The sequence below is a fragment of the Pedobacter jaeyakensis genome (assembly GCF_054461315.1).
Map to the genome: position 1 here is coordinate 2,844,196 of NZ_CM136921.1, position 22,459 is coordinate 2,866,654.

The window sequence follows — 22,459 nt, forward strand, 5'->3', positions numbered from 1 at the left end:
ATCAGCATTCATGAAAGCATATCAAAGCAATAGCCTGTCAGAAAAATACCGTACACCGGCACCCAGATATACCAGCTATCCGACTGTACCTTTTTGGGATAACGAAAAGTTTACGCTTCAAAAATACCTGGAGAATCTGCATGTCTCTTACCAGGAAAATGAAGAGGAAATAAGTCTGTATATTCATCTCCCTTTCTGCGAAGATCTTTGTACATATTGCGGTTGTAATACGCGTATCACAAAAAATCATAGTGTAGAGCTACCTTACATTAATGCCGTTTTAAAAGAGTGGCAAATGTATCAGGAAAAATTGGTCACCAAGCCAACCATAAAGGAGATACACCTTGGTGGCGGTACCCCAACTTTTTTTAGTCCTGAAAACCTGGAATTGCTAATTAAAGGTATTCTATCGAATGCGAATGTCCATCAAGATGCCGTATTCAGCTTTGAAGGCCATCCTAAAAACACCAGTGTTGCTCACTTGTCAACTTTACATAAGCTCGGTTTCAATCGCATTAGCTTAGGCATACAGGATTTTGATCCAAAAGTTCAAGCCATCATCAATAGGGTTCAGTCTTTCGAATCAGTAGAGATGACCACGCTTATGGCCAGAGAAATGGGATACGATTCTATAAACTATGATCTTATTTATGGTTTGCCACTGCAATCAATTGACGGTTTAGCCCATACAATCGATCAAGTTATTAAGTTAAAGCCAGATAGAATCGCTTTTTACAGTTATGCACATGTGCCATGGATTAAGCCTGGCCAACGTCGGTACAATGAAACACACCTGCCATCTGCAGTTTTAAAAAGGGAGCTGTATGAAATTGGCAGGAGTAAATTATTGGAAGCCGGTTATGCAGAAATAGGAATGGATCACTTCATTCTTCCTGCTGATAGTCTTTACTCAGCAGCCAGGGAAGGTAAGTTGCATAGAAATTTTATGGGGTATACGGAGCAAAAATGCAAAGTAATGATCGGACTAGGGGTTTCCTCAATCAGCGATTGCTGGAATGCCTTTGCCCAGAATGTAAAAACTGTAGAAGAATATTTGTCCTGCATTGATCAGCACCGTTTTCCAATTGTTAAAGGACATATCCTTACTAAAACTGACCTCATTTTTCGCCAGCACATATTAAACTTAATGTGTAAAGACTCAACAACCTGGCTGGCTCAGGATGCCCAAGATGAAGATTTAATGATGTGCTTAGAAAGGGCATCAGAATTGGAGCGAGATGGTCTTATTCAAATTTCAGCGCAAACCCTTAACGTAACAAAAAAAGGCAAAAGGTTTTTAAGGAATATTTGCATGACGTTCGACTTACGCCTTTGGGAAGCTGTTCCTTCAACCCAACTTTTTAGTTTAGCTGATTGAGCTTGTTCATCATAATTTGAGCAATGTTATCGGCGCGCTTTATAGCATTATCGGCCACTGTTCCACTGAAGTTTTTTAAGACAGTTTCCCTCCAAATCTCCAGCCAGCGTTTAAAGTGTTCTCCCTTTAATGGAACAAGCCTATTGAGTTCTATGTGTTTAACCATAGGGTTTCCATGGTAATGGTGTTCATTTAGTAAAATACCCTGCCAAAAAGAAACCATTACTGGTATATGTGTTTCCAAGTTAAAATTGGCTTTAACAAAAATGTCTCCGATTGATTCGTCTGTTAAAACTGTACTGTAGAAATCCTCTACCAGCAATATGATATCTGCTTTCTCTATAATGTCTTTTCTCATAACGGTTTATTTACATTCATTGGTGTCAGTTTGAGGTCGTTGCGGACTCAGATATGGAATATTTAACTCCAATCCTCTAAATATAAACCAGAGACCTATTAACAACATTGCAAAGGGAATTATTTTATTCAGCTTTCTTCTAAATGGCATCCCTGTAAAGCCAACTATTACTGTAGCTGCAAACATCAAAGGCAAGGTTCCGGCGCCAAACCAAAACATATAGCTTACTGCATGCACTACACTTCCAATATTAATGGCTCCTGCAAGTGCAAGATATACAAAACCACAAGGCAACAATCCATTGAGCGCGCCAATAATCAGGTGATTTGCCTTATGTTTAAAAGCGAAATCAAACAGCTTATAAAAAGGCACCATGAATTTAGCGCGCTGTTTTGTAAATAAATTAACGCTTAGCAGCCTGGTAGATGCAGCCAATAGAATTAATATACCAGTTAGTATACTAATGCCTTGCTGGAAACCCGACTGCCAGATCTGTCTGCCAAGCAAACCTGCAACAACACCTAATACGCAATAGGAGATGATTCTTCCAATTTGATAAACAAATTTGTTTCCAATTAATGCCAACCAGCCCGGTTGGTTTACGGGCACAGCAAAAGCCAATGGCCCGCACATGCCTATGCAATGTAACGAACCAAGTAATCCTATAAAAAAGGCCAGTTCGTTGTTGTTCATCGTACCGCTATTTTTTGTTCGTTTAGATAAGATGTTCCCATCTCATTCTTCCAATTAATGATCACGCGCCAACTGCCTTTTGCTAAATTTTCCGTGTTGATTTTCAAGATATTAGAGGAATCAGTGTTAAAATCCATACTGATATCAAGTTTCTTGTTGGAGGTGCGCATTAACTTTATTTTTCCCATTGAATGGGTAACGAACTTTATGTCCAATCCGCCATCACTAATCGTAATTTTTGGCAATACTTTGTCTTTGATTGCCTGCTCTTTAAATCGGTAATCTTGGTTGTAGTTCAAACCTTTTTCATAATAGTTAGTTTCTACCAGTGCGTCATTCTCGCTGCGTACCATAAGTACACCCAGTACAACGATGAAGGTCATAAACAGACCCATTCCAATCATAATTTTTGTGCCCCAGTTCATAAACTATTCGTTAGGAGGTGCTATAAATGTTGTTTCAAAGCGCTCAATACTTTTTCCAGCGCTGATAATTTTAAAGCCTATTTCAGTCTTGTATTGATGAATTGCTTCTAGCGGTAGCAGTACGAAAAAAGTAATTTTAACACTACCACCATAGGCGATGTTGCCTGCAGATTGTATGTATTGGATCTTCGCGCGAGAGTCCTCTGGTATTATTGAATATTTAATTGATGTATTGGTTTTGTTGACCAGTTCTGCTGTGTAAAGATTGCTTACAGAGTCTTTGCCTCTCAATTGGTATAGTGTCCCGCTTGCGCGAAGTATGGTCGTATCTACGTCTGTTCTTCTTACCAGTAGTATGGTTAAGACTGTCATTAGGAATAGCAATACTGCCGCATAGCCATAAATCTTTTTACTGATCCTGAAGCTTGCTTTATATTTGATTTCTGATTCCGATTTAAAGCCAATGAGTCGGACTGGCCGATTTATCTTCTCCATCACCATATCACACGCATCGATGCAAGCCGTGCAATTAATACATTCCAGTTGGGTACCGTTCCTGATGTCAATGCCGGTAGGGCACACTTGCACGCATAATTTGCAATCAATGCAATCTCCATGTAAGTTATCAATGCCCCTGCTTATCTTATTCCGAGGCTCGCCGCGGTTATAATCATAAGCAACTATGATGCTTTGGTCATCTAGTAAAACGCCCTGCAAGCGCCCGTAAGGACAAACAACGGTGCATACCAGCTCCCTGATCCTGGAAAACACCAGGTAAAATAGGAATGCAAATATCCAAATTGAAATAAAACCTGAAACATGCCCGCTTACTGGTTCGGTGATAATTTTAACCAATGTATCCTTACCGATGATAAATGCGAGGAATACATTTGAAATAATAAAAGATATCAGAAAGAATAGGCTATGCTTTAAAGTTTTCTTGTAAAGTTTTTCCCAGTTCAGCGGACCATTATCCAGCTTCTTTTTTTGGATGTGGTCACCCTCAATCCAAGTTTCAATCTTTCTGAAAACAACCTCCATAAATATGGTTTGCGGGCATACCCAACCGCAAAATACCCTACCAAATACAACAGTGAACAATACAATGAAGACAATAAAGGATAATAATGCCAATACAAACAGGTAAAAGTCCTGTGGCCAGAAAATGATACCGAAGAAGACAAATTTACGCTCCAACACATTCAAAAGAATCAGCTGTTCTCCATTTAGTTTTATGAACGGAGCAGAAAACAGGAGGGCAAGGAAAACTAAACCAACTAATGTGCGGTATTTATATAACTTGCCCTTTATTAGGCTGGGATATAGCCATTTCCTGCTATTCCCATCGTCTGTTAGCGTTGAAATCTGGTCTCTAAAATGTGCAGGAGCTTGCGACATGCCGGTTATAATTTATTGCCTTGCGGCGCTTTTGCACCAGGAGGATTCGAACCCTGAAGCGTTAAAATGTAGCTTGCCAGTTCTGCAATTTGTTTTGGTCTAATTGTTTTCTCCCATGCGATCATGCCCTTATCCGGAACGCCATACTTGATGGTCTTAAAGATTTCTTTAACCGTTCCTCCATGTAACCAATACGCATCTGTAAGGTTTGGACCTACAATGCCCTGCGCATTTTCGCCGTGGCATGGCGCACAGGTTGATTTAAAGAGTATGCCTGCAGTTTTCAATTCAGAAGCATCCTTGATTATTTCTACGTTATTCTCATTAATTTTATTCGCTGCATTTCCCGGTTTTAACAACATGGCGGTTTTTGCTTCTTCTGCTTGCCTAAGTTCTATAGCATATTCCTCGTCCTGCAATGGTGCCCAACCGAAAACATGATAGCTCAACAGATAAACGATAGCGAACGTAATCGTACCATAAAACAGCACCATAAACCAGGCAGGCGTAGGGTTGTCCAATTCTGCGATCCCGTCAAACGTATGCTCCATGATCAATTCCTTTTCATCGGATATGGGTTTTAATCCCATTATTTTTTCCAGGATTGATGGCTTAGCCGGTAGGCTTGCCTTAGCTTGCTCCAAAGCAAGTCGTAACAACTCCTTTTCCGCTTCCGTGGCAAAGGGTGTTGGATGAAGCACTTCATTTGCGTAGACTTTAATTACTTTCAGAATCAGCAATGACACTGCAAGTAGAATGATGGCGATGGCCAGCAGTATGCCTATAAATAAATCGGTCATAACTAATCTTCTTTTAAAGGGAGTTCGCTCATGTAGGTTATTTTGTCTTTTTTCATGGTCAACATCAACAGGGCTACCAATATGAAAAACAGCATAAATATTCCCATGGACGTAATTAGATACCCCTGATTACCATTTACTTCAGTTAAAAATTGCTTAAACATTTTGCTTTGTTTTAGTGGTTTCTATTTTGCTTTAATATCAATTCCCAATCGTTGCAAATAGGCAATAATGGCAATGATCTCACGGTCGCTTTTTACATTGTTCTTATTTTGCTTCAGGTCGGCAGCGATCACCTTCGCCTGCTGATCTAAATCTAGGTTCGCTCGATTTTCGTAGCCATCTTCGTAAGGAACACCCAGTCTTCTCATGGCACTAATCTTTGATCTGGTTGTGGTGGTGTCCAGTTTCTGATTGATCAACCATTCATATGGAGGCATAATGCTGCCTGGCGACATGGTCTGCGGATCCAGCAAGTGGTTAAAATGCCAGCTGTTACCATATTTGCCGCCCTCACGCTGTAAATCTGGTCCGGTTCTTTTTGATCCCCATAAAAAAGGATGGTCATATACAAATTCTCCGGCCTTACTGTATTCTCCAAAGCGCTCTGTTTCTGACCTAAAAGGCCTGATCATTTGCGAGTGACAGTTAACACAACCCTCTCTGATGTACAGATCGCGACCTTGTAATTCCAATGGAGAATAGGGTTTAACGCTGCTAATGGTGGGGATATTAGATTTTATAGTAAATGTTGGCATCATTTCAATCATCCCTCCAATAAGAATTACAATTAGAGAAAGCACCAGGAATATCATTGGTTTACGTTCCAGGAAACGATGTGCTTTTTTGTCTGAGCCGATAGGTTGATAATTTGTGGGCAATGGTAAGGCCTCTGCAGGTTCATTGGCCAATAACTTACCTGTTTGTACAGTTTTAATTAGGTTGTATGTCATTACCAATACCCCGGTAAGGTACATCGCACCACCAATAGCCCTTAAAACGTACATCGGAATAATTTGAATCACGGTTTCCAAAAAGTTGGGATATTTCAGCATACCGTCATCATTAAATTGTTTCCACATTAATCCTTGCGTAAAGCCAGCAAAATACAAAGGGACTGCATAGAAAATAATACCCAACGTGCCTATCCAGAAATGGAACGAAGCTAACTTTTTCGAGTAGAGTTCAGTTTTATAGATTCTTGGAATCAGCCAGTACAGTATAGCGAATGTTAAAAAGCCATTCCAACCTAATGCACCAACATGAACATGTGCAACGATCCAGTCGGTATAATGGGCAATGGCATTGATCTGTTTCAAAGCCAGCATCGGGCCTTCAAACGTAGCCATTCCGTAGGCGGTTATTCCAACAACCATAAACTTTAGGGTTGGATCGGTTCTTACTTTGTCCCAGGCACCACGAAGGGTAAGCAATCCGTTAATCATCCCTCCCCAACTTGGCGCAATAAGCATGATGGAGAACGCTACTCCCAACGATTGTGCCCAGGATGGGAGTGAGGTGTATAAAAGATGGTGTGGCCCGGCCCAGATGTAAATAAATATCAGCGACCAAAAATGCAGTATACTCAGTTTGTAAGAGTAAACCGGTCTGTTGGCCATTTTAGGTAAGAAATAATACATCATCCCCAGGTAAGGAGTAGTCAGGAAAAATGCCACCGCATTGTGTCCGTACCACCACTGTACCAATGCATCTTGTACACCCGCATACACGTAATAGCTTTTAAACGCTGAGATTGGTAATTCAAAAGAATTGACAATATGCAGTACGGCAACTGTAACAAACGTCGCAATATAGAACCAGATGGCCACATACATATGTTGCTCTCTTCGTTTAATAATAGTGCCGAACATGTTGATCCCAAATACTACCCATATCAAAGTGATGGCAATATCAATAGGCCACTCCAGTTCGGCATACTCATGCGATGTTGTGAGCCCCAAAGGAAGCGTGATCACAGCAGAAACGATGATCAGCTGCCAGCCCCAGAAATGGATTTTACTCAAAACATCACTAAACATCCTGGCTTTAAGCAGCCTTTGCAGGGAATAGTAAACGCCCATGAAGATGGCATTTCCAACAAATGCAAATATGACGGCATTGGTGTGCAACGGGCGGATCCGGCCAAAGGTGGTGTATTGCGAACCCATGTTCAAGGCTGGCTTAAAGAGTTGCATGGCAACTAATAAACCTACTGTCATGCCTATGATGCCCCAAACAATAGTGGCTATGGCAAAGTTCCTAACGATCTTATTGTCGTAGTAAAATTTTTCAGTCATGTTAATATCTGTATGATGGTTACTGGGAGTAAAATTAATGGCCTTTAGTTTGCCTTCCTGTGATGGATATTTGGCTTAAATGTGATCTTGATCACCTATTTTATCGACAGGCTCAATGACATCATCATCAAATAATATCCTGACAGATGGAGTATAAGTATCATCGTTTTGACCAGACCTCATCGCCCAGAAAAAAGCGGCAAGGAATAACAATGCCAACAGAATACTGCAACCAATTAAGAAAAACAGGATATTCATATAAGTTTGTTTTTTCTTGCAAAAATCCTAACAGCCAGCGTGGTAAAAAGAATAATGGTGATGGTACTCACAGGCATTAATATCGCGGCAATTAGCGGAGATAGCAAGCCCTGAACTGCGAAAAACAGTCCCACTGTATTATATAAAAGGGAAATAGCGAAGGAAAGATGAATGACCTTAACCGCATCTTTGGCCTGCTGTATAAACTGTGGAATCTTTTGAAAACCCTCACCGTCCAAAACCGCATCGCAACCTGGGGTAAAATTGTTGATGTTGTCTGTGATGGCTACTCCTAAATCACTTTGCTTCAATGCACCAGAGTCGTTTAATCCGTCCCCAAACATCAACACCTTACCACCTGCCTTTTGCAGGTCCATGATGTAATCTAACTTGTCTTGCGGCGACTGCTCAAAATGCATCTTCGAACTACTGGTGAAAAATGGGATTAGGGCCCGTTTGTCATGATCACGATCACCCGATAACAGGTGGAGCTCCGCTTTATTGTTTAATCTTTGGACAATGTCTTTAAAGCCTTTCCGCCATGCTTGCTTAAAACTAAAACAGCCAAGATAATTATTGTCGATCATGGCATGTATGCTGCTGTCCTCAAGGGAGTCTTTCAGTGGAAGGCCCAGGAATGCAGAACTTCCCAATTTTACATGATTTCCGTCGACCATTCCACTGATTCCTCTCCCAATTTTTTCTGTATAGCAGTCTGCCGCAAATTTTTCTGGCAGGTTTAAATATTTTGTTAATTCCCTGCTTAATGGGTGACCAGAGTTTCTGGCCAGATCAGCTACTTGCTGCCTTTGGGCATTGGTAATTTCTCCATTGAAGGAAACTGATGCAGCATCCGGACTGGTTATCGTTCCGGTTTTGTCAAAAACATAGGTATTAATTCTTGCCAATTCTTCAATTACCGCATTATTCTTCAGGTAGAATCCGTTTCTGTCGAAGATACTGATGACTGCGGCCATCGTGAATGGCGAACTCAACGCCAGTGCGCAAGGGCAGGCAATAATCAGCACTGCGGTAAAAGATGCCATTGCCTTGTTGGTATCATGAAATAGCCAGTAGGCGCCGGACATAAGGGCAATACTCAAGAGTACAACACTAAAATATTTACTTGCTGTATCACTGAATGTTTTGATGCCGTTCTTGGGCTTAATGAAAGCATCATTATTCCACAGTTGTGTGAGGTAACTTTGAGAAACAGGCTTTAGCACTTCCATTTCTATTGCACCAGTAGTTTGCCTGCCACCTGCATAAACAATCTCTCCAAGAGATTTAATAACTGGCTCAGATTCTCCGGTTACAAAACTGAAATCAATCTCTGCCGTTCCTTTTAACAATATGGCATCTGCTGGAATGATCTCCATACTCCGAACCAATATCCTGTCGCCAATTTTAAGTGAGGCCAGTGGAACAGATTTTCTTATTTCATCTAAAATAATGGTGACGGCAACCGGGAAATAGGAGCGGTAATCACGCTCAAAGGAGATGTGATGAAATGTGCGCTGTTGCATCCATTTCCCTATTTGGAGAAAGAAGATCAGTCCGCATAAGGTATCCACAAATCCAGCACCCGTATGTGTACCAATTTCGTAAAGAGAACGGAAAAACATGACTGCAATACCTAGCGCAAGTGGAAAATCGAGATTTAACCTTCCAACTTTTAGGTTATTCCAAGCTGATGTAAAATAATCCCTGCCACTATAAAGCACCACCGGAACAGAAAACGCCAGATTAAGCCAGCCAAAGAAATGCGCATAGACCTTCTCGAAATTCCCAAGGCCAAAGTAATCCGGGAAACTCAGCAACATCACATTGCCGAAGCAAAAACCAGCAACGGCTATTTTGCTCACTAAATCTCTATCTGTAGAATTGGAGATCTCGTCTTTAACGACATCCTGTAAGCTAATGAGCGGTTCGTAGCCAATAGATCCCAATAATTCAACTACCTCTTTTAAGGTAGTCTCCTCATTTTTAAATGTGATGTTGACCTGTCTTTTTAAAAAATCTACTCTTGACTTTAAAACTGCAGGTTGCAGCTCATGAAGATTTTCCAGCAACCATATGCAGGAACTGCAATGGATTGCTGGAATAAACAATGTGATTATCGTAATTTGATCATCCTGGTAATCTACCAGTTGGGCTGCAATTTCTTGAACATCAAGGTAATCCAGATTTTGCTTAACACCTTTTTGCGTTCGCCCGGGAACATCGTTATAAACGTAATAACTAGATAGATTATGTTTTGATAAAATGGTATAAACTGTCTGGCATCCCACACAGCAGAAAGCCTTTTGATCGGCTTGAAATAACGCTGAAACGATATCTTCTCCACAATGGAAACACACCGACTCTATTGCTGCTGATTGCTCTCTAAGCATAAAATTCCTTTATGCTTCAAAAGTGTTGATTCTTTTAAACCAGAGACGTGACTAGGGTTGCGCTAAATAGTGATGCTCGTCACAAATCAAGCACTAGACATCGATATCGCCGATCAATTATTTTTCCAGGTTGACGGAAATAGAATCTGTTATGTTGACTCCACTGATCGCAGATGAATTGTATAAAATCTTATATTTTCCAGGTGAATTAAAGGTATAAGCTTTTAGCAGGTCAGTTTTAACTGAAAGACTATCACCCGGGGCTATGCTAATGTAGCTATCAGCTGGAGGCGGCATAATTCTTTTTGCCATTGGGCCTTTGTATGCAGCTTCTTCACCACTTTCAGCAACGATATCCAAATATTTAATCATCAATGGTTCAAACGGAGTATGCCATTTACAGAATTTTCTTGCACTATCGGTGTGATTGTAAACGGTAAAGGTGAGCTCTAAAGGAGTACCAATTTTTTGTGTTGGATTGGCAGATAATTTACCGGTGAGTACGGTATCTGAGTGGATAGCGGTAGAATCAGAATGGTTGGCGGTAGTTTCCGTACTGCGTGAGGACTGACTGCAGGCTGCAAAAGCAAAAACTATAGAAGCGGCTAATAAAAATTTTATTTTGTTCATACTTCAACAACGAAGATCACATCTATTTGTTTGAGTCGGTTGATTTTTTACTGATGATTTAATCTCAAAACTGGCATAAATATATTATCTTGAATTAAGCTGATCAGCATCTCAACTGTTACTGGGTAATTAATAATGAACCAAAACTATTTTAAATATTTAAGCGTGACCCCATTTGAATACCAATGGGGCATTTATGTTACTTCCATTGGTTGTTCAAAAGTGGAACCAAATGACCATTACCCAAATCAGGATCATCCGGCAAGTCACCAGCTAACCTGGGATAGGGGGCGGACATTAAACGACTATTATATTGTTTTTATATCCAGAGGCAAGGGAACATATGGTTCGGCGCTAAATGATCCATTTGAAGTAGTTGCAGGCAACTGTTTCATGCTTTATCCTGAAGTTTGGCACAGGTACAAGCCGGATAAAAGACATGGTTGGGAAGAATATTGGGTCGGTTTTAACGGCACTTATGTTAAACAGCTAATGAACGAGGGACTGTTTGATCCTAAAAACCCTGTTATTGACTTAGGTTTTAATACAGATGTGCTCATTCTTTACAAAAAACTAATCGACATGGTTAAAGTTTCTCTGGTTGGTTATCCCCAGCAGGTTGCAGGTCTTGTTATGCAAATACTCGGCTTAGTGAATCAAGCCACAAAGTATAACGACCGGGGAAGCGATCCGATCGCAAAACTTATCGCCAAAGCAAAATTTATCATTCAGGAATCTTTCGAAAATTCATTGGATATGGAGCAACTTGCTGCTGCCATCCCAATGGGATATTCAGCCTTTAGAAAATCTTTCAAAAAAATCACAGGGCAGTCACCAAATCAATACCATCTTAACCTAAGACTGGAACGAGCCAGGAATTTATTAGCTACCACGGCACTGAATGTCAATGAGGTAGCGCAGCAGACAGGTTTTGAATCGGTCTTTTATTTTTCAAAGCTTTTCAAGAAAAAGCATGGCATATCGCCAAAAAATTACAGGTTAACAGGAAATACAGAATAACAGGTTATTGATATCGCTCACGCAGCAGATCTTTCATATAACAATTCAATTCAAACTGATCGGCGACCGGAGTACCAGTAAATGGAACAGTAGGCATGTAGGGTGCCGGACCAAACTCGGTAGTTATTGGAAGTATTTTAGTTTCCAGCAATCGATTTATACTGACAATTTCATCCCACCAGCCTAAAAATTTATCCATGGCATACTGCCATTCAGGGGCTCTCGGATCGGAAACTTGCGCACCTTGCTCGAAACCAACCCTTGCATGAATATGCCTGCTGCGCTTAATAGCTTCTTTTAACACTAAAGGGAAATTCTCCAGCATGCTTTCCGTAACACATGTCCAGTGCGAAAAATCTGCCGTAAGTTGTAATTCTTTATTTTCATCAAACAATGCTTCCATATTTTGAGGTGAATAGCCCAGGCGGCCCCGGTGGGTTTCATGAGTAACTAAAATGCCGGTTCGTTCTGAAAACTCCTGTGCAATATCCACAAGTTCCAATTGTTGCTGAACAGAAAAATAATCCCTGGCCGTGTGAGAATTGATCAGTAGCGGTTCCAGTGCAGCGCATCTCAAAAGATTGGCAGCGAAAGACTCCTTAAAGGCTTCGAAGGTATTGCCATTGGCTTCATGCTGATGTACAATCAAATGCATTTGGTGTCTTTGAATGTGGTTGAGTAAGGTTTTTTGATCAGGTGTCTCCTTTGGAATCCAGGTTTCAATGCCATCATACCCTGCGTCGGTAACTTTATCAAGAAACGATGCAATTGGCAGGTGCTCGTGGCCCCACAATGGGCTTAGAATTTTTATCTCCATATTTTTCTGGGATTATATAATTGGCTAATCGAAACAAGATAGACTTAACGATTTATTGTAGGGGATCATCATTCCAAAATAAGATAGAAATATCAGAAAATATAAATAATTGCAGCTTTTGTAATAAGGAAACGGTGCTCTGGATGGCTAAGTTTGTTCAGCTACCAAATATTAAACATCATGAACACAACGATCACGACAGCACAAGTTGAATTTTATCAGGAAAATGGGTACCTGGTTATCGAAGACTTTCTAAACACTCGGGAACTGGAATATTGGAGAACTGCAGTCAGCGAAGCGATAACGGAACGTAAAGGTCAGAAGATCCCGGGAAGAGCTGGTAAAATTGGAGATGATGACGGAATCAACGAGGATGCGGAATACCATAGTAAAGTTTTTGACCAGTTAATTAACCTTTGGCAAACCAACGATAAAGTGAAAGAAATCATGTTGGATGCCCGCATTGGAGAGATGGCAGCCACGCTTGCAAAAGTAGACGGTATACGGATCTGGCATGATCAGGCACTATTTAAAAAGCCATGGGCAAACCCAACCTCCTGGCATCTGGACACCCCATTTTGGTCGTTTTCAGATCGAAAAGCATTGTCTATTTGGGTAGCGCTGGATGATGCCACTCTCGAAAACGGATGCCTCTTCTTTATTCCTGGAAGTCACAAGGGAACAGGCTTTGAAAACCCTGGTATTGGTAAAAATATGGATTCAATATTTACCTATTATCCTGCATTTATAAAGTCGAATACTATTGCTGCACCCATGAAAGCTGGTAGCTGCTCTTTCCATAACGGCCTCACCATACATGGCGCTCATGCCAATATGACGCCAGGCTCAAGACGTGCAATGACTTGTGCGTATATGCCTGACGGGAATACCTATAACGGAATTCAAAATGTGCTCCCTGATGAGGAAGTTTTCAGATTAGAAATAGGTGACCTGCTGAAAAATGAGTCCCATAACCCCTTAATATTTACTAAGGCAACACCATAATCAAATTAGCACATTCAGTTAGTAGCGCATAAGGGCATAAATAACACCTGAACTATTTGGTTAATTAAAAAATAATATACTTATTTGAGTACATAAACCAACAACTCAAATAATAGCCCTATGCTCTCCAGAAATGCCTTTGTATTTGCACTGACATTATGCACCACTGCAGTGTTTTCTCAACGTAAAGTTGCAGAGAACATGTATCAGCATAAATTAAAAAACGGACTTGAAGTCCTTGTAATTGTAGACAGCACAGTGCCCTTGGCTACGATAGAAATAGCCTGCAGAAATGGTTCTTTTACAGAGCCTAACGAATACAATGGTTTAAGCCATTTATATGAGCATCTTTTCTTTTCAGCAAATAAGGACTATCCAACACGTTCCAGTTTTGTGCAACGAAGTAATGAATTGGAAATCAACTCTAATGCCACTACCAGAGAAGAAGTAGTTAATTATTATTTTACATTGCCCTCAGCAAACCTTAAAGGTGGTTTAAAATTCATGAATTCTGCTATCCGGAATCCGCTGTTCTTAGCAGAGGAAATGAAGAATGAAAATGAAGTGGTCAATGCAGAATTTACCAGGCATGAATCAAGTCCGATGTTTGATTTTATTGAGGAAGATAGCAGGCGACTATGGGGAGCCAATTATTCCAGGAAAAATGTGGGAGGTAATCACGAAATTATCCTTTCTGCAACTCCTGCAAAAATGGATTCCATAAGAAACAAATACTATTGGCCCAACAATTCCGTCTTGGTGATAGCGGGCGATGTTAAAAGTGAGGAAGCATTTACAGCAGCTGAAAGCATCTTTGGAAGTTGGAAGCCATCAGAGTTTGATCCATTTAAAAAGTGGCCAATCCCGGAAGTGCAGCCGTTGACTAAAAGCGACTACTACATTTTAAAAACGGACAAGGTACTAGATCCTGAAATACAATTTAGCTGGCATGGTCCAGATACCAGAAACGACGTTTTAGGAACCTACGTTGCCGATGTGTTTTCTTATTTAGTAAATCAAAACGGCTCAAAGCTCAAAACAGCCCTGGTAAATTCAGGCCTGGCTCAGGACGTTAATGTTGGCTATTACACTCAAAAGTACACAGGACCAATCAGGTTAGGAGTTAGCCCTAACCCTGGAAAAATCAAAGAATGTTACGAAGAGATTCTTAAACAACTCGCACTTTGGGATGATGAAGATTACCTTACCGATGCTCAGATAGAACGTGCCAAGCGGCTGCTTGCCATAGAGCAGGTAAAGCGTAGAGAGGTAACTTCAGAGTATTCACACTTAATATCATTTTGGTGGGCATCTGCCTCTATCGATTATTATTTACATTATGAGGAGAATGTTAATAAGATTACCAGAAAGGATCTAATTGATTATGTGCGTAAGTACATAAAGGATAAGCCCCATACAGCAGGCCTGCTCATTCACTCTAGTCTTGTAGATACCGTTAAGCCAGAAGAATTCTTCAAATCCAAATAACGCTCATGAAAAAATATTTAATCAGTTGCGTATTCATTGCATTGGCTTGTACAGCCGCAGCGCAAATTCCAGCCGTTTCTTTTGATGTAAATGGTTTAAAAGTAATTTTCCGGCCTACACAAAAGGAAACAGTCAGCATAGCCATGTACTTTAGGGGTGGGGTCATGAACTACAAACCGGAGCAGGCTGGTATTGAAAATTTAGCATTGGCAACCGCTACAACTTGCGGCACTAAGAACTACAAAGTATATGACTATCAGGAATTAGCGGATGAATATGGCATAGACATTACCGGCGCATCAACTACTGACTACGGCGTTATTAGCATGGATTGTATTTCCAAATACCTGAATCAAGGCTGGAAATTGTTTTCGGACGCTATCGTTAATCCAGCTTTTGATGCCACAGAATTTAGCAACCAAAAAGAACGGATCATATCAGTAACACATGCCAGAGAGGCTAGTCCGGAAGCAATGGTTGATCAGATGACTTTTACCACCATGTTTAAAAATACGCGGTATGCAGTGCTACCGTTTGGAAGTGAAAGTACATTGCGAAATTTAAGCCCAGATAGTGCCAGAAATTATTATTTCAATACGCTATTGAACAAGAACAGAATGTTTTTGGTAGTGGCAGGGAAAATTAGCAGGGAGGAATTAGAGCAAAAAATTAAACAAGCTTTTGCATCAATACCTTCCAGGCCATATACTTTGCCTGTTTACAATGATGTTCCGCTCAAGGGCGATCGCCTGGTTACCATGCAGCGTAATATTGCAACAAATTACATCAGCAGGGTGATGAATGCTCCTTCAATGAGTAATCCTGATTATCCGGCTTTCAGACTTGCAGTATCCGTATTGAGCAGTTATCTGCATTACAAATTAAGAACAGAGCAGGCACTTTCCTATGCCCCTGGCGCCACTGTAAAACTGTTGCAGCTACCGTACACGTCGCTCTATGTAAGTACCACCCAACCTAAAAAATCTATCCAGGGAATGATGGAAGCGTTTAACGACATCAAACAGGGCAATTACAATACCAACGTTCTTAAGGATATAAAAAAGAGTTACAAATTAGATAATTACAATGATCAGGAAAGCGCCGTATCGATAGTCAATAATCTTGGTAAAGCCGAAATACTGGGCGATTATAAACTTGAAGAGAATTTACTCGATAAAATTAGCGCAGTTGATGCCGCGGAGGTAAACAGGGTGTTCACTAAATACCTTACTGGCGCAATATGGGTTTATCTGGGTGATGAACAGCTAGGTAAAGATGCTTTTAAATAACCGGGTTAATGCGAATATAAATCCAGGCTAACAAAAAAAGTTGTCCCATTGGCACCGCTTTCAAACCAGATCTTACCATTTTGTAGTTCTGTATAAGTTTTAGTGAGCTTTAGACCAAGTCCAACACCTTTTTCTTTTTTGGTGCCGTAAGTACCGTTACTCTTAAGTGAAAATATGGTCGGTATTTGTTCTTCAGCTATTCCTATACCCTCATCCTTGATAGATAAAATGCATTTATCAAATTCCTTAAAAATATTTATTGTGATCGTGCTTCCCGACCGGGAAAACTTAATCGCATTGTTTAGGAGATTTCTTGCGATGAGCTGCAACATGTCCGGATCAGCAATTATTTTGAAGTCTTCATTTTCCAGAAATACCAGGCTAATGTTTTTTTCGCTTGCTATTCTTTCCTGGAAGGCGATGGTAGGTATCAGTGCTTCTCTAACAAAAATGGGACTAAGTTTAACCGTATTGCCTTCCATCTGATCTTTTGCCCAGGTCAGAATGTTTTGAAGCATGGAAGATGTTTGTTGTGTGGCTGATAACAATTGCTTTTCAATCTCAGCTCTTTCTTCGTTGCTCAAGTCTAGCTGGCTAAGCAGTGAAAGATAATCTTCGATAGATGACAAAGGTGCTCTTAAATCATGCGCAACGATTGAGAACAGCTTATCTTTGGTTTCGTTGCTATTCTCTAAAGATATTAACCTGCTTTCTGCCAGTTCTTTTTCTCTGTTATAACTCTTTTTCATGAACATGGTGATCACAGTTATCAAAATAATCACTTCAAAAAAAGTTTGTGCTAGGTCCAGAAGTTTATGTTGTTTGTTTACATAAATCGTTTTTACCAATTCTGGATGCAGGTATTCTATACTTAACAATACGGCCAAAAAAACAAAGTTTAGCGGTATCCATATCCAAAATTGCTTTTTAGGAGTAACGATAGCTAAAATGAAAATAACGATCACAAAGGTAAACAGGTTAACCCCGCCAGATCCGTCGGCCTGAAAATACGTACCACCACAAAGCAGGTTAAATGATATCGCAAAAATTCCAACCGCGATACCTAACTTTCCCTTACAACGCGATAAATAATATCCAAATAACATTACCGCAATTAAGGGTAATATCAGATAACCATATAGGTCTAAACCAATCGCAAAATTGATAACCGCATTTATAGAAGCCCCAATGGTTGAAAAAATACAGACTGCATTAAATATCCTGCTTTCCATCGAGTAATGGAATTCATTTCCGATGATTAAAGACCAATACTGTTTAAGTTGGGTTGAGGATTCCAAAATGATTAAGCGGCTAAACTCAAATATATAAATTAAGAGTTAATAGTGCCCAATCAAGTTTATGCACAAACCACGTATTTTTTAACAATAATCGTAAGTCGGTATCTATAAGTCGTTATAGTTAACAATCTTCACTTCCTTGTTTTTGGCTAAAATATTTTCCATCCATTTTCTATGGGATGCACCTACGGCTACAACAATACGCTTAGCCTTTTTTGCCTTTGCCTGCTCAATGATGTTTTTACACATTCCTTCATTTCTAAGCATCCACTGCGCTATCATGTCCTTCACCTCAGCAGTAGGGAAGCCCGGGTAACCATAAAACTTACTGCCGCCATAAAAATTCCAGGCTTCATCCAGTTCGCCATATTTAGCGGTATTCATCCCGGCATATGGATCAGCGTTGAAAACTTTGCTCTCCTCAGCCGAGTAATTCATATAAGCTTCACGCTGGTTGACTGTGTTGGCCTCTGCTGATAGCGGATCTGCTTTTGCCTTTGCGGAAAGTATTTTGTCCAATGAGTCCACTTTTCCCCAGGCTTCACTCCATGGTTTATCGTAGGTTTGGCAATCCATGTTATAAATTTGGTCCTGTTTCAATTGGTAGATCAGTGGAAAATAGATGTTGCTATACTCACTTCCAGGTCGATATAAGCCAGCCCTCTTCAGCGAATCCTGACTACCAAACATCTTGGCATAAACCGCTAGTTCTTCTTTAGAAAAAGCCTTTTTCATATAATTTTCCAATATAAAAATTTGATATTCCGTATTGCCACGATCCCATTGAGTAGCAGATGCAAGTGCGAGATTCATCCTGAGCTTGTGATAGTAAGCAAAGGAAGAAAGTGCTTTTCTGCTTTTCTTTACATTAGCTTTTAGCGATTTGAACTCCACGGGATTTCTTTTGGCTAGGTAGTCATATCCTTTTTGAAATGCTTGCTTGGCCCAGTTATCTGCGTCCAGTTTATTATAGTCAGAACCCGGGAGATATTCTCCAAAAACCATGTCTGGTTTAAAGTTTTTGAACTTATCAATAATGGGTTGGTAACCCTGCGCAGAAGCCGCATTGTTATGGCTTGAACCCACAATTACGATTTCAATTTGAGCGTTTGAATTAAACGTGAAAGCGATTAACAGCAAAATGATGTGGCTGAGGCTGTGTGATAATTTCATAATGATTCTTTTTTTGTTTGCTGATTCAAATATGAGTAGCCCGCATTGGCTTAACTATTTATTTATCCCAATCGGCTTTATTATTATCCCAACATGGAACAAATAGTTGGTTTAACGTTATCTGTACACAGGAACTATGGGTGTAAAATGGACATTTCCGAGGGTTGATATGGACAACTACATTGTTTAACTTTATCAAAAAAAGCATCATGAAACACCTGACTGTCCTGGTTCCTAATGGCGAGAATAATTTGAGCAGCATTGTTGGCGCATATAAAATATTGAGCAGGGCCAACGACTACTGGCAAGGCTTGGGCAAACCATCTGTATTCAAAATACAAGTAGCAGGGACTGCCCCGGAAGTGGGGTTTTACAACAATCTATTCTCAGTAAAGCCGCATGCGCATATTGACGATATCAGCAAGACCGATCTAATTATCATTCCTTCGCTTAACCACAATTACGAACAGGCGATCAAAGAAAATGAGAAACTAATAGATTGGATTGAGCAACAATATAAAAATGGGGCAGAGGTAGCCAGTGTTTGTACGGGAGCTTACCTGCTGGCATCAACCGGATTGTTGGATGGCAAAAGTTGCTCAACACATTGGATAGCTGCCGACCATTTTAGACAGCGTTTCCCTAAAGTGAACTTACAGGAAGACAAATTGATAACAGATGAAAATGGGATCTATACCAACGGAGGAGCTTATTCCTTCTTAAACCTGATCATCTACCTGGTGGAAAAATACTACGACAGGCAAACTGCCATCTATTGCGCTAAGGTTTTCCAAATTGAAATGGACAGGCATACGCAACAGGAATTTATCATTTTTAAAGGGCAGAAACAGCATGCCGACGAGATGGTCAAAGAGGCACAGCGATATATAGAGAGTAACCCTCATGAAAAAATTGCTGTAGATTTTCTGTCGACAAAGTTCGCAGTAGGTCGGAGAAATTTCGACAGGAGATTTATTAAAGCTACCGGTAACACGCCATTAGAATATCTGCAGCGGGTAAAAATAGAGTGGGCTAAGCGTGCATTTGAAGTCAATCATAAGACGATCAATGAAGTCATGTATGCAGTTGGCTATTCAGATGTAAAGGCCTTCCGGGAGGTTTTTAGAAAAATTACCGGTATTAGTCCACTGGAATATAAGAATAAGTACAACAAAAATCTGTTGTAACATTTGCCAACCGACCGTATCTAACCCGGCATAAATAAATAATTATCTCGAAATAGCCTGGTCGGAATGATGGATTTTGAAGAAATTTACAAGCGTTATGCTCCGCAAATATTTAGAGTTTGCAGGGGGTATACCAATGACGAGGAATTTGCAAAGGATATTTTACAGGATACGTTTATAGCAGTTTGGAAGGGTTTGCCCAACTTCCGCAATCAATCACACATTAGTACCTGGATTTTCAGGATCGCAACAAATAAATGCCTCCGTGCTATGGAGGTCGCCAAACGCATGCCTTTTGCAGAACTGCCATTTAATCTGGCTGAAACAGCGGAAGATTCCTCAGAAGAAAAGCTTGCTTTTCTTTATCAATGCATATCCGAGCTCGAGGAGACAGAGCGCATCATCATTTCTTTAGAATTGGAAGGTTTGCCACAGGCTCAAATTGCAGATGTAGTAGGCTTAAGCAATGGGAATGTCAGGGTAAAAATACATCGGATAAAGGAAAAGTTAACCCAAAAATTTAAAGCAAATGGAAGATTTAGATAGCTTAAGGAAAATCTGGCATACTGCGAATACAGATGTTCTGCCAAGTTCAAAAGAGATGATCTCTTTTGTTAAAAATTTTAGAAATCAAAAGCTCAGAAAAAAGTGGACTGTGATCATATCGTCGTCATTATTGGTAATCCTGATTTTGCTTGTCCTATTTCTAATTGATTTTCAGCTCATAACAACATATATAGGTGGTGGCATCATGGCAATCTCCATTGCGCTGCTTGCTGCGACAAACATTCAATCGCTAAAGCGCTTTTATCAACTTAAAGACTATAGTAATATAGATTTCCTGGCCTTTATTGAACAAACACGAATTAATCAGATCAGATATTACAAAAGAACACAGGTAATCATCATGTTTCTTAGTTCAGTTGGTTTGGTACTCTATTTATATGAGCTTTCTCTTAAGCATAAATTGTGGTTTCTGGGTGGATGCGTCCTTTGGTTCACGTATCTTATTTTGATGTGGTTTTTGGTTAGGAAAAGAAACTTTCAAAAAGATGCTGAAGAGCTTTTAGCTACGCGTGAACAATTAGAAAAAATATTAAAACAACTAAAATAATATGAAACGTAAAAATATGTCTAAATCTGCCCTGACCTTGCTGGTCACAGGTCTAATGATGGTTACGATAGTACCTGCTGTTGGACGGTATGTGTTAATTTCAGATCCTCTGAAAGGTTTTTTAACCGGTTTAGGTTTGGCTTTTGAATTTATTTCGCTAGTCAAAATTCAACGTGATCAAAAAAATGCAAATTGTACTAATGGATCATAATCCGTACTGAACAACCAAGACACCTGTATGGTTGTTAACAATTTAATACACTATACTAAAATGGTTTAGACTGGTGATTTTAAAAAATCAAACAAACGAACTTTTAAAATGTAGTGATCTTAAATATCAGGTCAATTTCCGCTACATGAAAAAAAGAGGTTTAATAAAGTGCACAGCAGCGTTATTTTTAATTTGTTTCACAATTACCGCCTGCAAAAAGAAAGATGGTGATAAACCTGCTGACCAACCTACCGAAGTGCTTAAAGCTGATGTGTACGCAGCAGGCCGCATTGATTACACAGCAACCTATTGGAAAAATGGCGCAGCTACAAAATTAGGTACTGCTGGCTCTGATGCTACTGGACTTGCGCTATTGGGTAATGATGTCTATGTATGTGGAAATCAAAGCACTGGTAATGGAAATTCTAAGGCAAAATATTGGAAGAATGGTGTTTCGGTCGACCTTACTGACGGGACTAACTATTCAGTGGCGAATGACATTTTTATAACAGGTAGTGACGTGTATATCGCCGGGGCCGTTGCCTACAAAGCTACCTACTGGAAAAACGGAGTTCCCGTTACGCTGCCTGGTAGCACAGTAAGTGCTGTTGCGAGTGGAATAGCCGTAGTCGGCACCGATGTTTATGTAATTGGTAAAAGATCTCTCGATGTTTCCTCTCCAATTGTTTGCTATTGGAAAAATGGTCAGCTAACGGACTTAACCGATCGCAGCACCTATGCTACTGACCAGGCGATCACCGTTTCTGGAAGCGATGTTTACATGACCTGGTCCGCAACATACAATACGGCAGCAAATCTGCAGACAAGCTATTCGAAGAACATGGGTACGCCTACAATGATTGACGATGGGACAAAGGATGTAAGAGGTAACTCAATAGCGGTTTCCGGAATTGATGTTTACGTTGCAGGGTTCGGGCCAGCTGGTAATGGTCTATCAATTGCCGCCAGGTACTGGAAAAATGGCCAGGCAGTTTCCCTTACAAATGATAGCGATGGTGCATTTGCGCTAAGCATTGCTTTGTTAGACAACGATGTATATGTTGCAGGATATGCCCAAACCAAAACCGGTGCTAAAGCTACCTATTGGCTAAATGGTAAAGCGGTTTCATTAACAGATGGAACAAGTGATGCGCTAATTAGAAAGATAGTAGCCGTAAAAAAATAATCGGCATCATCGATTAAGAAACGGCGATGTTATTTCATGAC

General features: G+C 40.2%; 23 protein-coding genes. 10 read left to right on the plus strand and 13 right to left on the minus strand.

Going from position 1 to position 22,459, the window contains the following annotated elements:
• Positions 1-10 precede the first annotated feature (10 nt).
• Positions 11-1,378 (plus strand): oxygen-independent coproporphyrinogen III oxidase, encoded by a 1,368-nt coding sequence (hemN, locus tag ACXZ1K_RS12705; protein WP_458970038.1) that lies wholly within the window; start codon positions 11-13, stop codon positions 1,376-1,378.
• On the opposite strand, the gene ACXZ1K_RS12710 is transcribed toward hemN, so the two are convergent.
• The 10 genes from ACXZ1K_RS12710 to ACXZ1K_RS12755 form a co-directional block, all read right to left on the minus strand.
• Positions 1,362-1,736, minus strand: coding sequence for a group III truncated hemoglobin (locus ACXZ1K_RS12710; RefSeq protein ID WP_458970039.1), 375 nt, complete (start codon positions 1,734-1,736; stop codon positions 1,362-1,364). The two genes, hemN and ACXZ1K_RS12710, sit on opposite strands and share 17 nt — an antisense overlap.
• A 6-nt stretch (positions 1,737-1,742) precedes the next feature.
• Complete coding sequence (locus ACXZ1K_RS12715) at positions 1,743-2,429, minus strand: sulfite exporter TauE/SafE family protein (protein ID WP_458970040.1); 687 nt, start codon at positions 2,427-2,429, stop codon at positions 1,743-1,745.
• Positions 2,426-2,854, minus strand: coding sequence for a FixH family protein (locus ACXZ1K_RS12720; RefSeq protein ID WP_458970041.1), 429 nt, complete (start codon positions 2,852-2,854; stop codon positions 2,426-2,428). The genes ACXZ1K_RS12715 and ACXZ1K_RS12720 overlap by 4 nt, the downstream gene beginning before the upstream one ends.
• Before the next feature lie 3 nt (positions 2,855-2,857).
• Positions 2,858-4,252, minus strand: coding sequence for a cytochrome c oxidase accessory protein CcoG (gene ccoG, locus ACXZ1K_RS12725; RefSeq protein ID WP_458970042.1), 1,395 nt, complete (start codon positions 4,250-4,252; stop codon positions 2,858-2,860).
• A 5-nt stretch (positions 4,253-4,257) separates the two neighbouring features.
• Positions 4,258-5,052, minus strand: coding sequence for a cbb3-type cytochrome c oxidase N-terminal domain-containing protein (locus ACXZ1K_RS12730; protein ID WP_458970043.1), 795 nt, complete (start codon positions 5,050-5,052; stop codon positions 4,258-4,260).
• 2 nt (positions 5,053-5,054) lie between these two features.
• A complete protein-coding gene (locus tag ACXZ1K_RS12735; RefSeq protein ID WP_458970044.1) occupies positions 5,055-5,216 on the minus strand; it encodes a hypothetical protein in 162 nt (53 codons plus the stop codon).
• A 21-nt stretch (positions 5,217-5,237) separates the two neighbouring features.
• Positions 5,238-7,349 carry a cytochrome-c oxidase, cbb3-type subunit I gene (gene ccoN, locus ACXZ1K_RS12740; protein WP_458970045.1) on the minus strand — a complete coding sequence of 704 codons (2,112 nt, stop codon included), beginning with the start codon at positions 7,347-7,349 and terminating at the stop codon, positions 5,238-5,240.
• A 75-nt stretch (positions 7,350-7,424) separates the two neighbouring features.
• Positions 7,425-7,607 carry a cbb3-type cytochrome oxidase assembly protein CcoS gene (gene ccoS, locus ACXZ1K_RS12745; RefSeq protein ID WP_458970046.1) on the minus strand — a complete coding sequence of 61 codons (183 nt, stop codon included), beginning with the start codon at positions 7,605-7,607 and terminating at the stop codon, positions 7,425-7,427.
• Positions 7,604-10,000, minus strand: coding sequence for a heavy metal translocating P-type ATPase (locus ACXZ1K_RS12750; protein ID WP_458970047.1), 2,397 nt, complete (start codon positions 9,998-10,000; stop codon positions 7,604-7,606). Before ACXZ1K_RS12750 ends, ccoS begins: the two co-directional genes overlap by 4 nt.
• A 117-nt stretch (positions 10,001-10,117) precedes the next feature.
• Positions 10,118-10,630: a protease gene (locus tag ACXZ1K_RS12755; protein WP_458970048.1), complete on the minus strand. Its 513-nt coding sequence runs from the start codon at positions 10,628-10,630 to the stop codon at positions 10,118-10,120.
• Positions 10,631-10,765: 135 nt separating this feature from the next.
• Here ACXZ1K_RS12755 and ACXZ1K_RS12760 point away from each other — a divergent pair, with 135 nt between their 5' ends.
• Positions 10,766-11,650: a helix-turn-helix transcriptional regulator gene (locus tag ACXZ1K_RS12760; RefSeq protein ID WP_458970049.1), complete on the plus strand. Its 885-nt coding sequence runs from the start codon at positions 10,766-10,768 to the stop codon at positions 11,648-11,650.
• Positions 11,651-11,654: 4 nt separating this feature from the next.
• On the opposite strand, the gene ACXZ1K_RS12765 is transcribed toward ACXZ1K_RS12760, so the two are convergent.
• Entirely contained in the window at positions 11,655-12,467 is an 813-nt protein-coding gene (locus tag ACXZ1K_RS12765) for a sugar phosphate isomerase/epimerase family protein (protein WP_458970050.1), read from the minus strand.
• Between the two features lie 180 nt (positions 12,468-12,647).
• Here ACXZ1K_RS12765 and ACXZ1K_RS12770 point away from each other — a divergent pair, with 180 nt between their 5' ends.
• The 3 genes from ACXZ1K_RS12770 (at position 12,648) to ACXZ1K_RS12780 (ending at position 16,249) form a co-directional block, all read left to right on the plus strand.
• Positions 12,648-13,472, plus strand: coding sequence for a phytanoyl-CoA dioxygenase family protein (locus tag ACXZ1K_RS12770; RefSeq protein ID WP_458970051.1), 825 nt, complete (start codon positions 12,648-12,650; stop codon positions 13,470-13,472).
• Positions 13,473-13,592: 120 nt separating this feature from the next.
• Positions 13,593-14,960, plus strand: coding sequence for a M16 family metallopeptidase (locus ACXZ1K_RS12775; protein ID WP_458970052.1), 1,368 nt, complete (start codon positions 13,593-13,595; stop codon positions 14,958-14,960).
• A gap of 5 nt (positions 14,961-14,965) precedes the next feature.
• Positions 14,966-16,249, plus strand: a complete 1,284-nt coding sequence (locus ACXZ1K_RS12780) for a M16 family metallopeptidase (RefSeq protein ID WP_458970053.1) — start codon at positions 14,966-14,968, stop codon at positions 16,247-16,249.
• Positions 16,250-16,254: 5 nt separating this feature from the next.
• Here ACXZ1K_RS12780 and ACXZ1K_RS12785 read toward each other — a convergent pair whose 3' ends face one another.
• Together ACXZ1K_RS12785 and ACXZ1K_RS12790 are read right to left on the minus strand one after the other, a co-directional pair.
• Positions 16,255-17,547: a sensor histidine kinase gene (locus ACXZ1K_RS12785; protein ID WP_458970054.1), complete on the minus strand. Its 1,293-nt coding sequence runs from the start codon at positions 17,545-17,547 to the stop codon at positions 16,255-16,257.
• A 105-nt stretch (positions 17,548-17,652) separates the two neighbouring features.
• The gene (locus ACXZ1K_RS12790) at positions 17,653-18,720 is read right to left on the minus strand and encodes a DUF5694 domain-containing protein (protein WP_458970055.1); all 1,068 of its coding nucleotides are present in this window, start codon (positions 18,718-18,720) and stop codon (positions 17,653-17,655) included.
• 209 nt (positions 18,721-18,929) lie between these two features.
• Between ACXZ1K_RS12790 and ACXZ1K_RS12795 the strand changes: the two genes are divergently transcribed.
• The 5 genes from ACXZ1K_RS12795 (at position 18,930) to ACXZ1K_RS12815 (ending at position 22,418) form a co-directional block, all read left to right on the plus strand.
• On the plus strand, positions 18,930-19,907 hold the full coding sequence (locus tag ACXZ1K_RS12795; RefSeq protein ID WP_458970056.1) for a GlxA family transcriptional regulator: 978 nt from the start codon (positions 18,930-18,932) through the stop codon (positions 19,905-19,907).
• 66 nt (positions 19,908-19,973) lie between these two features.
• Positions 19,974-20,453, plus strand: coding sequence for an RNA polymerase sigma factor (locus ACXZ1K_RS12800; protein ID WP_458970057.1), 480 nt, complete (start codon positions 19,974-19,976; stop codon positions 20,451-20,453).
• The gene (locus ACXZ1K_RS12805; protein ID WP_458970058.1) at positions 20,437-21,021 is read left to right on the plus strand and encodes a hypothetical protein; all 585 of its coding nucleotides are present in this window, start codon (positions 20,437-20,439) and stop codon (positions 21,019-21,021) included. The genes ACXZ1K_RS12800 and ACXZ1K_RS12805 overlap by 17 nt, the downstream gene beginning before the upstream one ends.
• 1 nt (position 21,022) lies before the next feature.
• Positions 21,023-21,232: a hypothetical protein gene (locus ACXZ1K_RS12810; protein WP_458970059.1), complete on the plus strand. Its 210-nt coding sequence runs from the start codon at positions 21,023-21,025 to the stop codon at positions 21,230-21,232.
• 145 nt (positions 21,233-21,377) lie between these two features.
• A complete protein-coding gene (locus ACXZ1K_RS12815; RefSeq protein ID WP_458970060.1) occupies positions 21,378-22,418 on the plus strand; it encodes a hypothetical protein in 1,041 nt (346 codons plus the stop codon).
• The last annotated feature ends 41 nt before the right edge of the window (positions 22,419-22,459 follow it).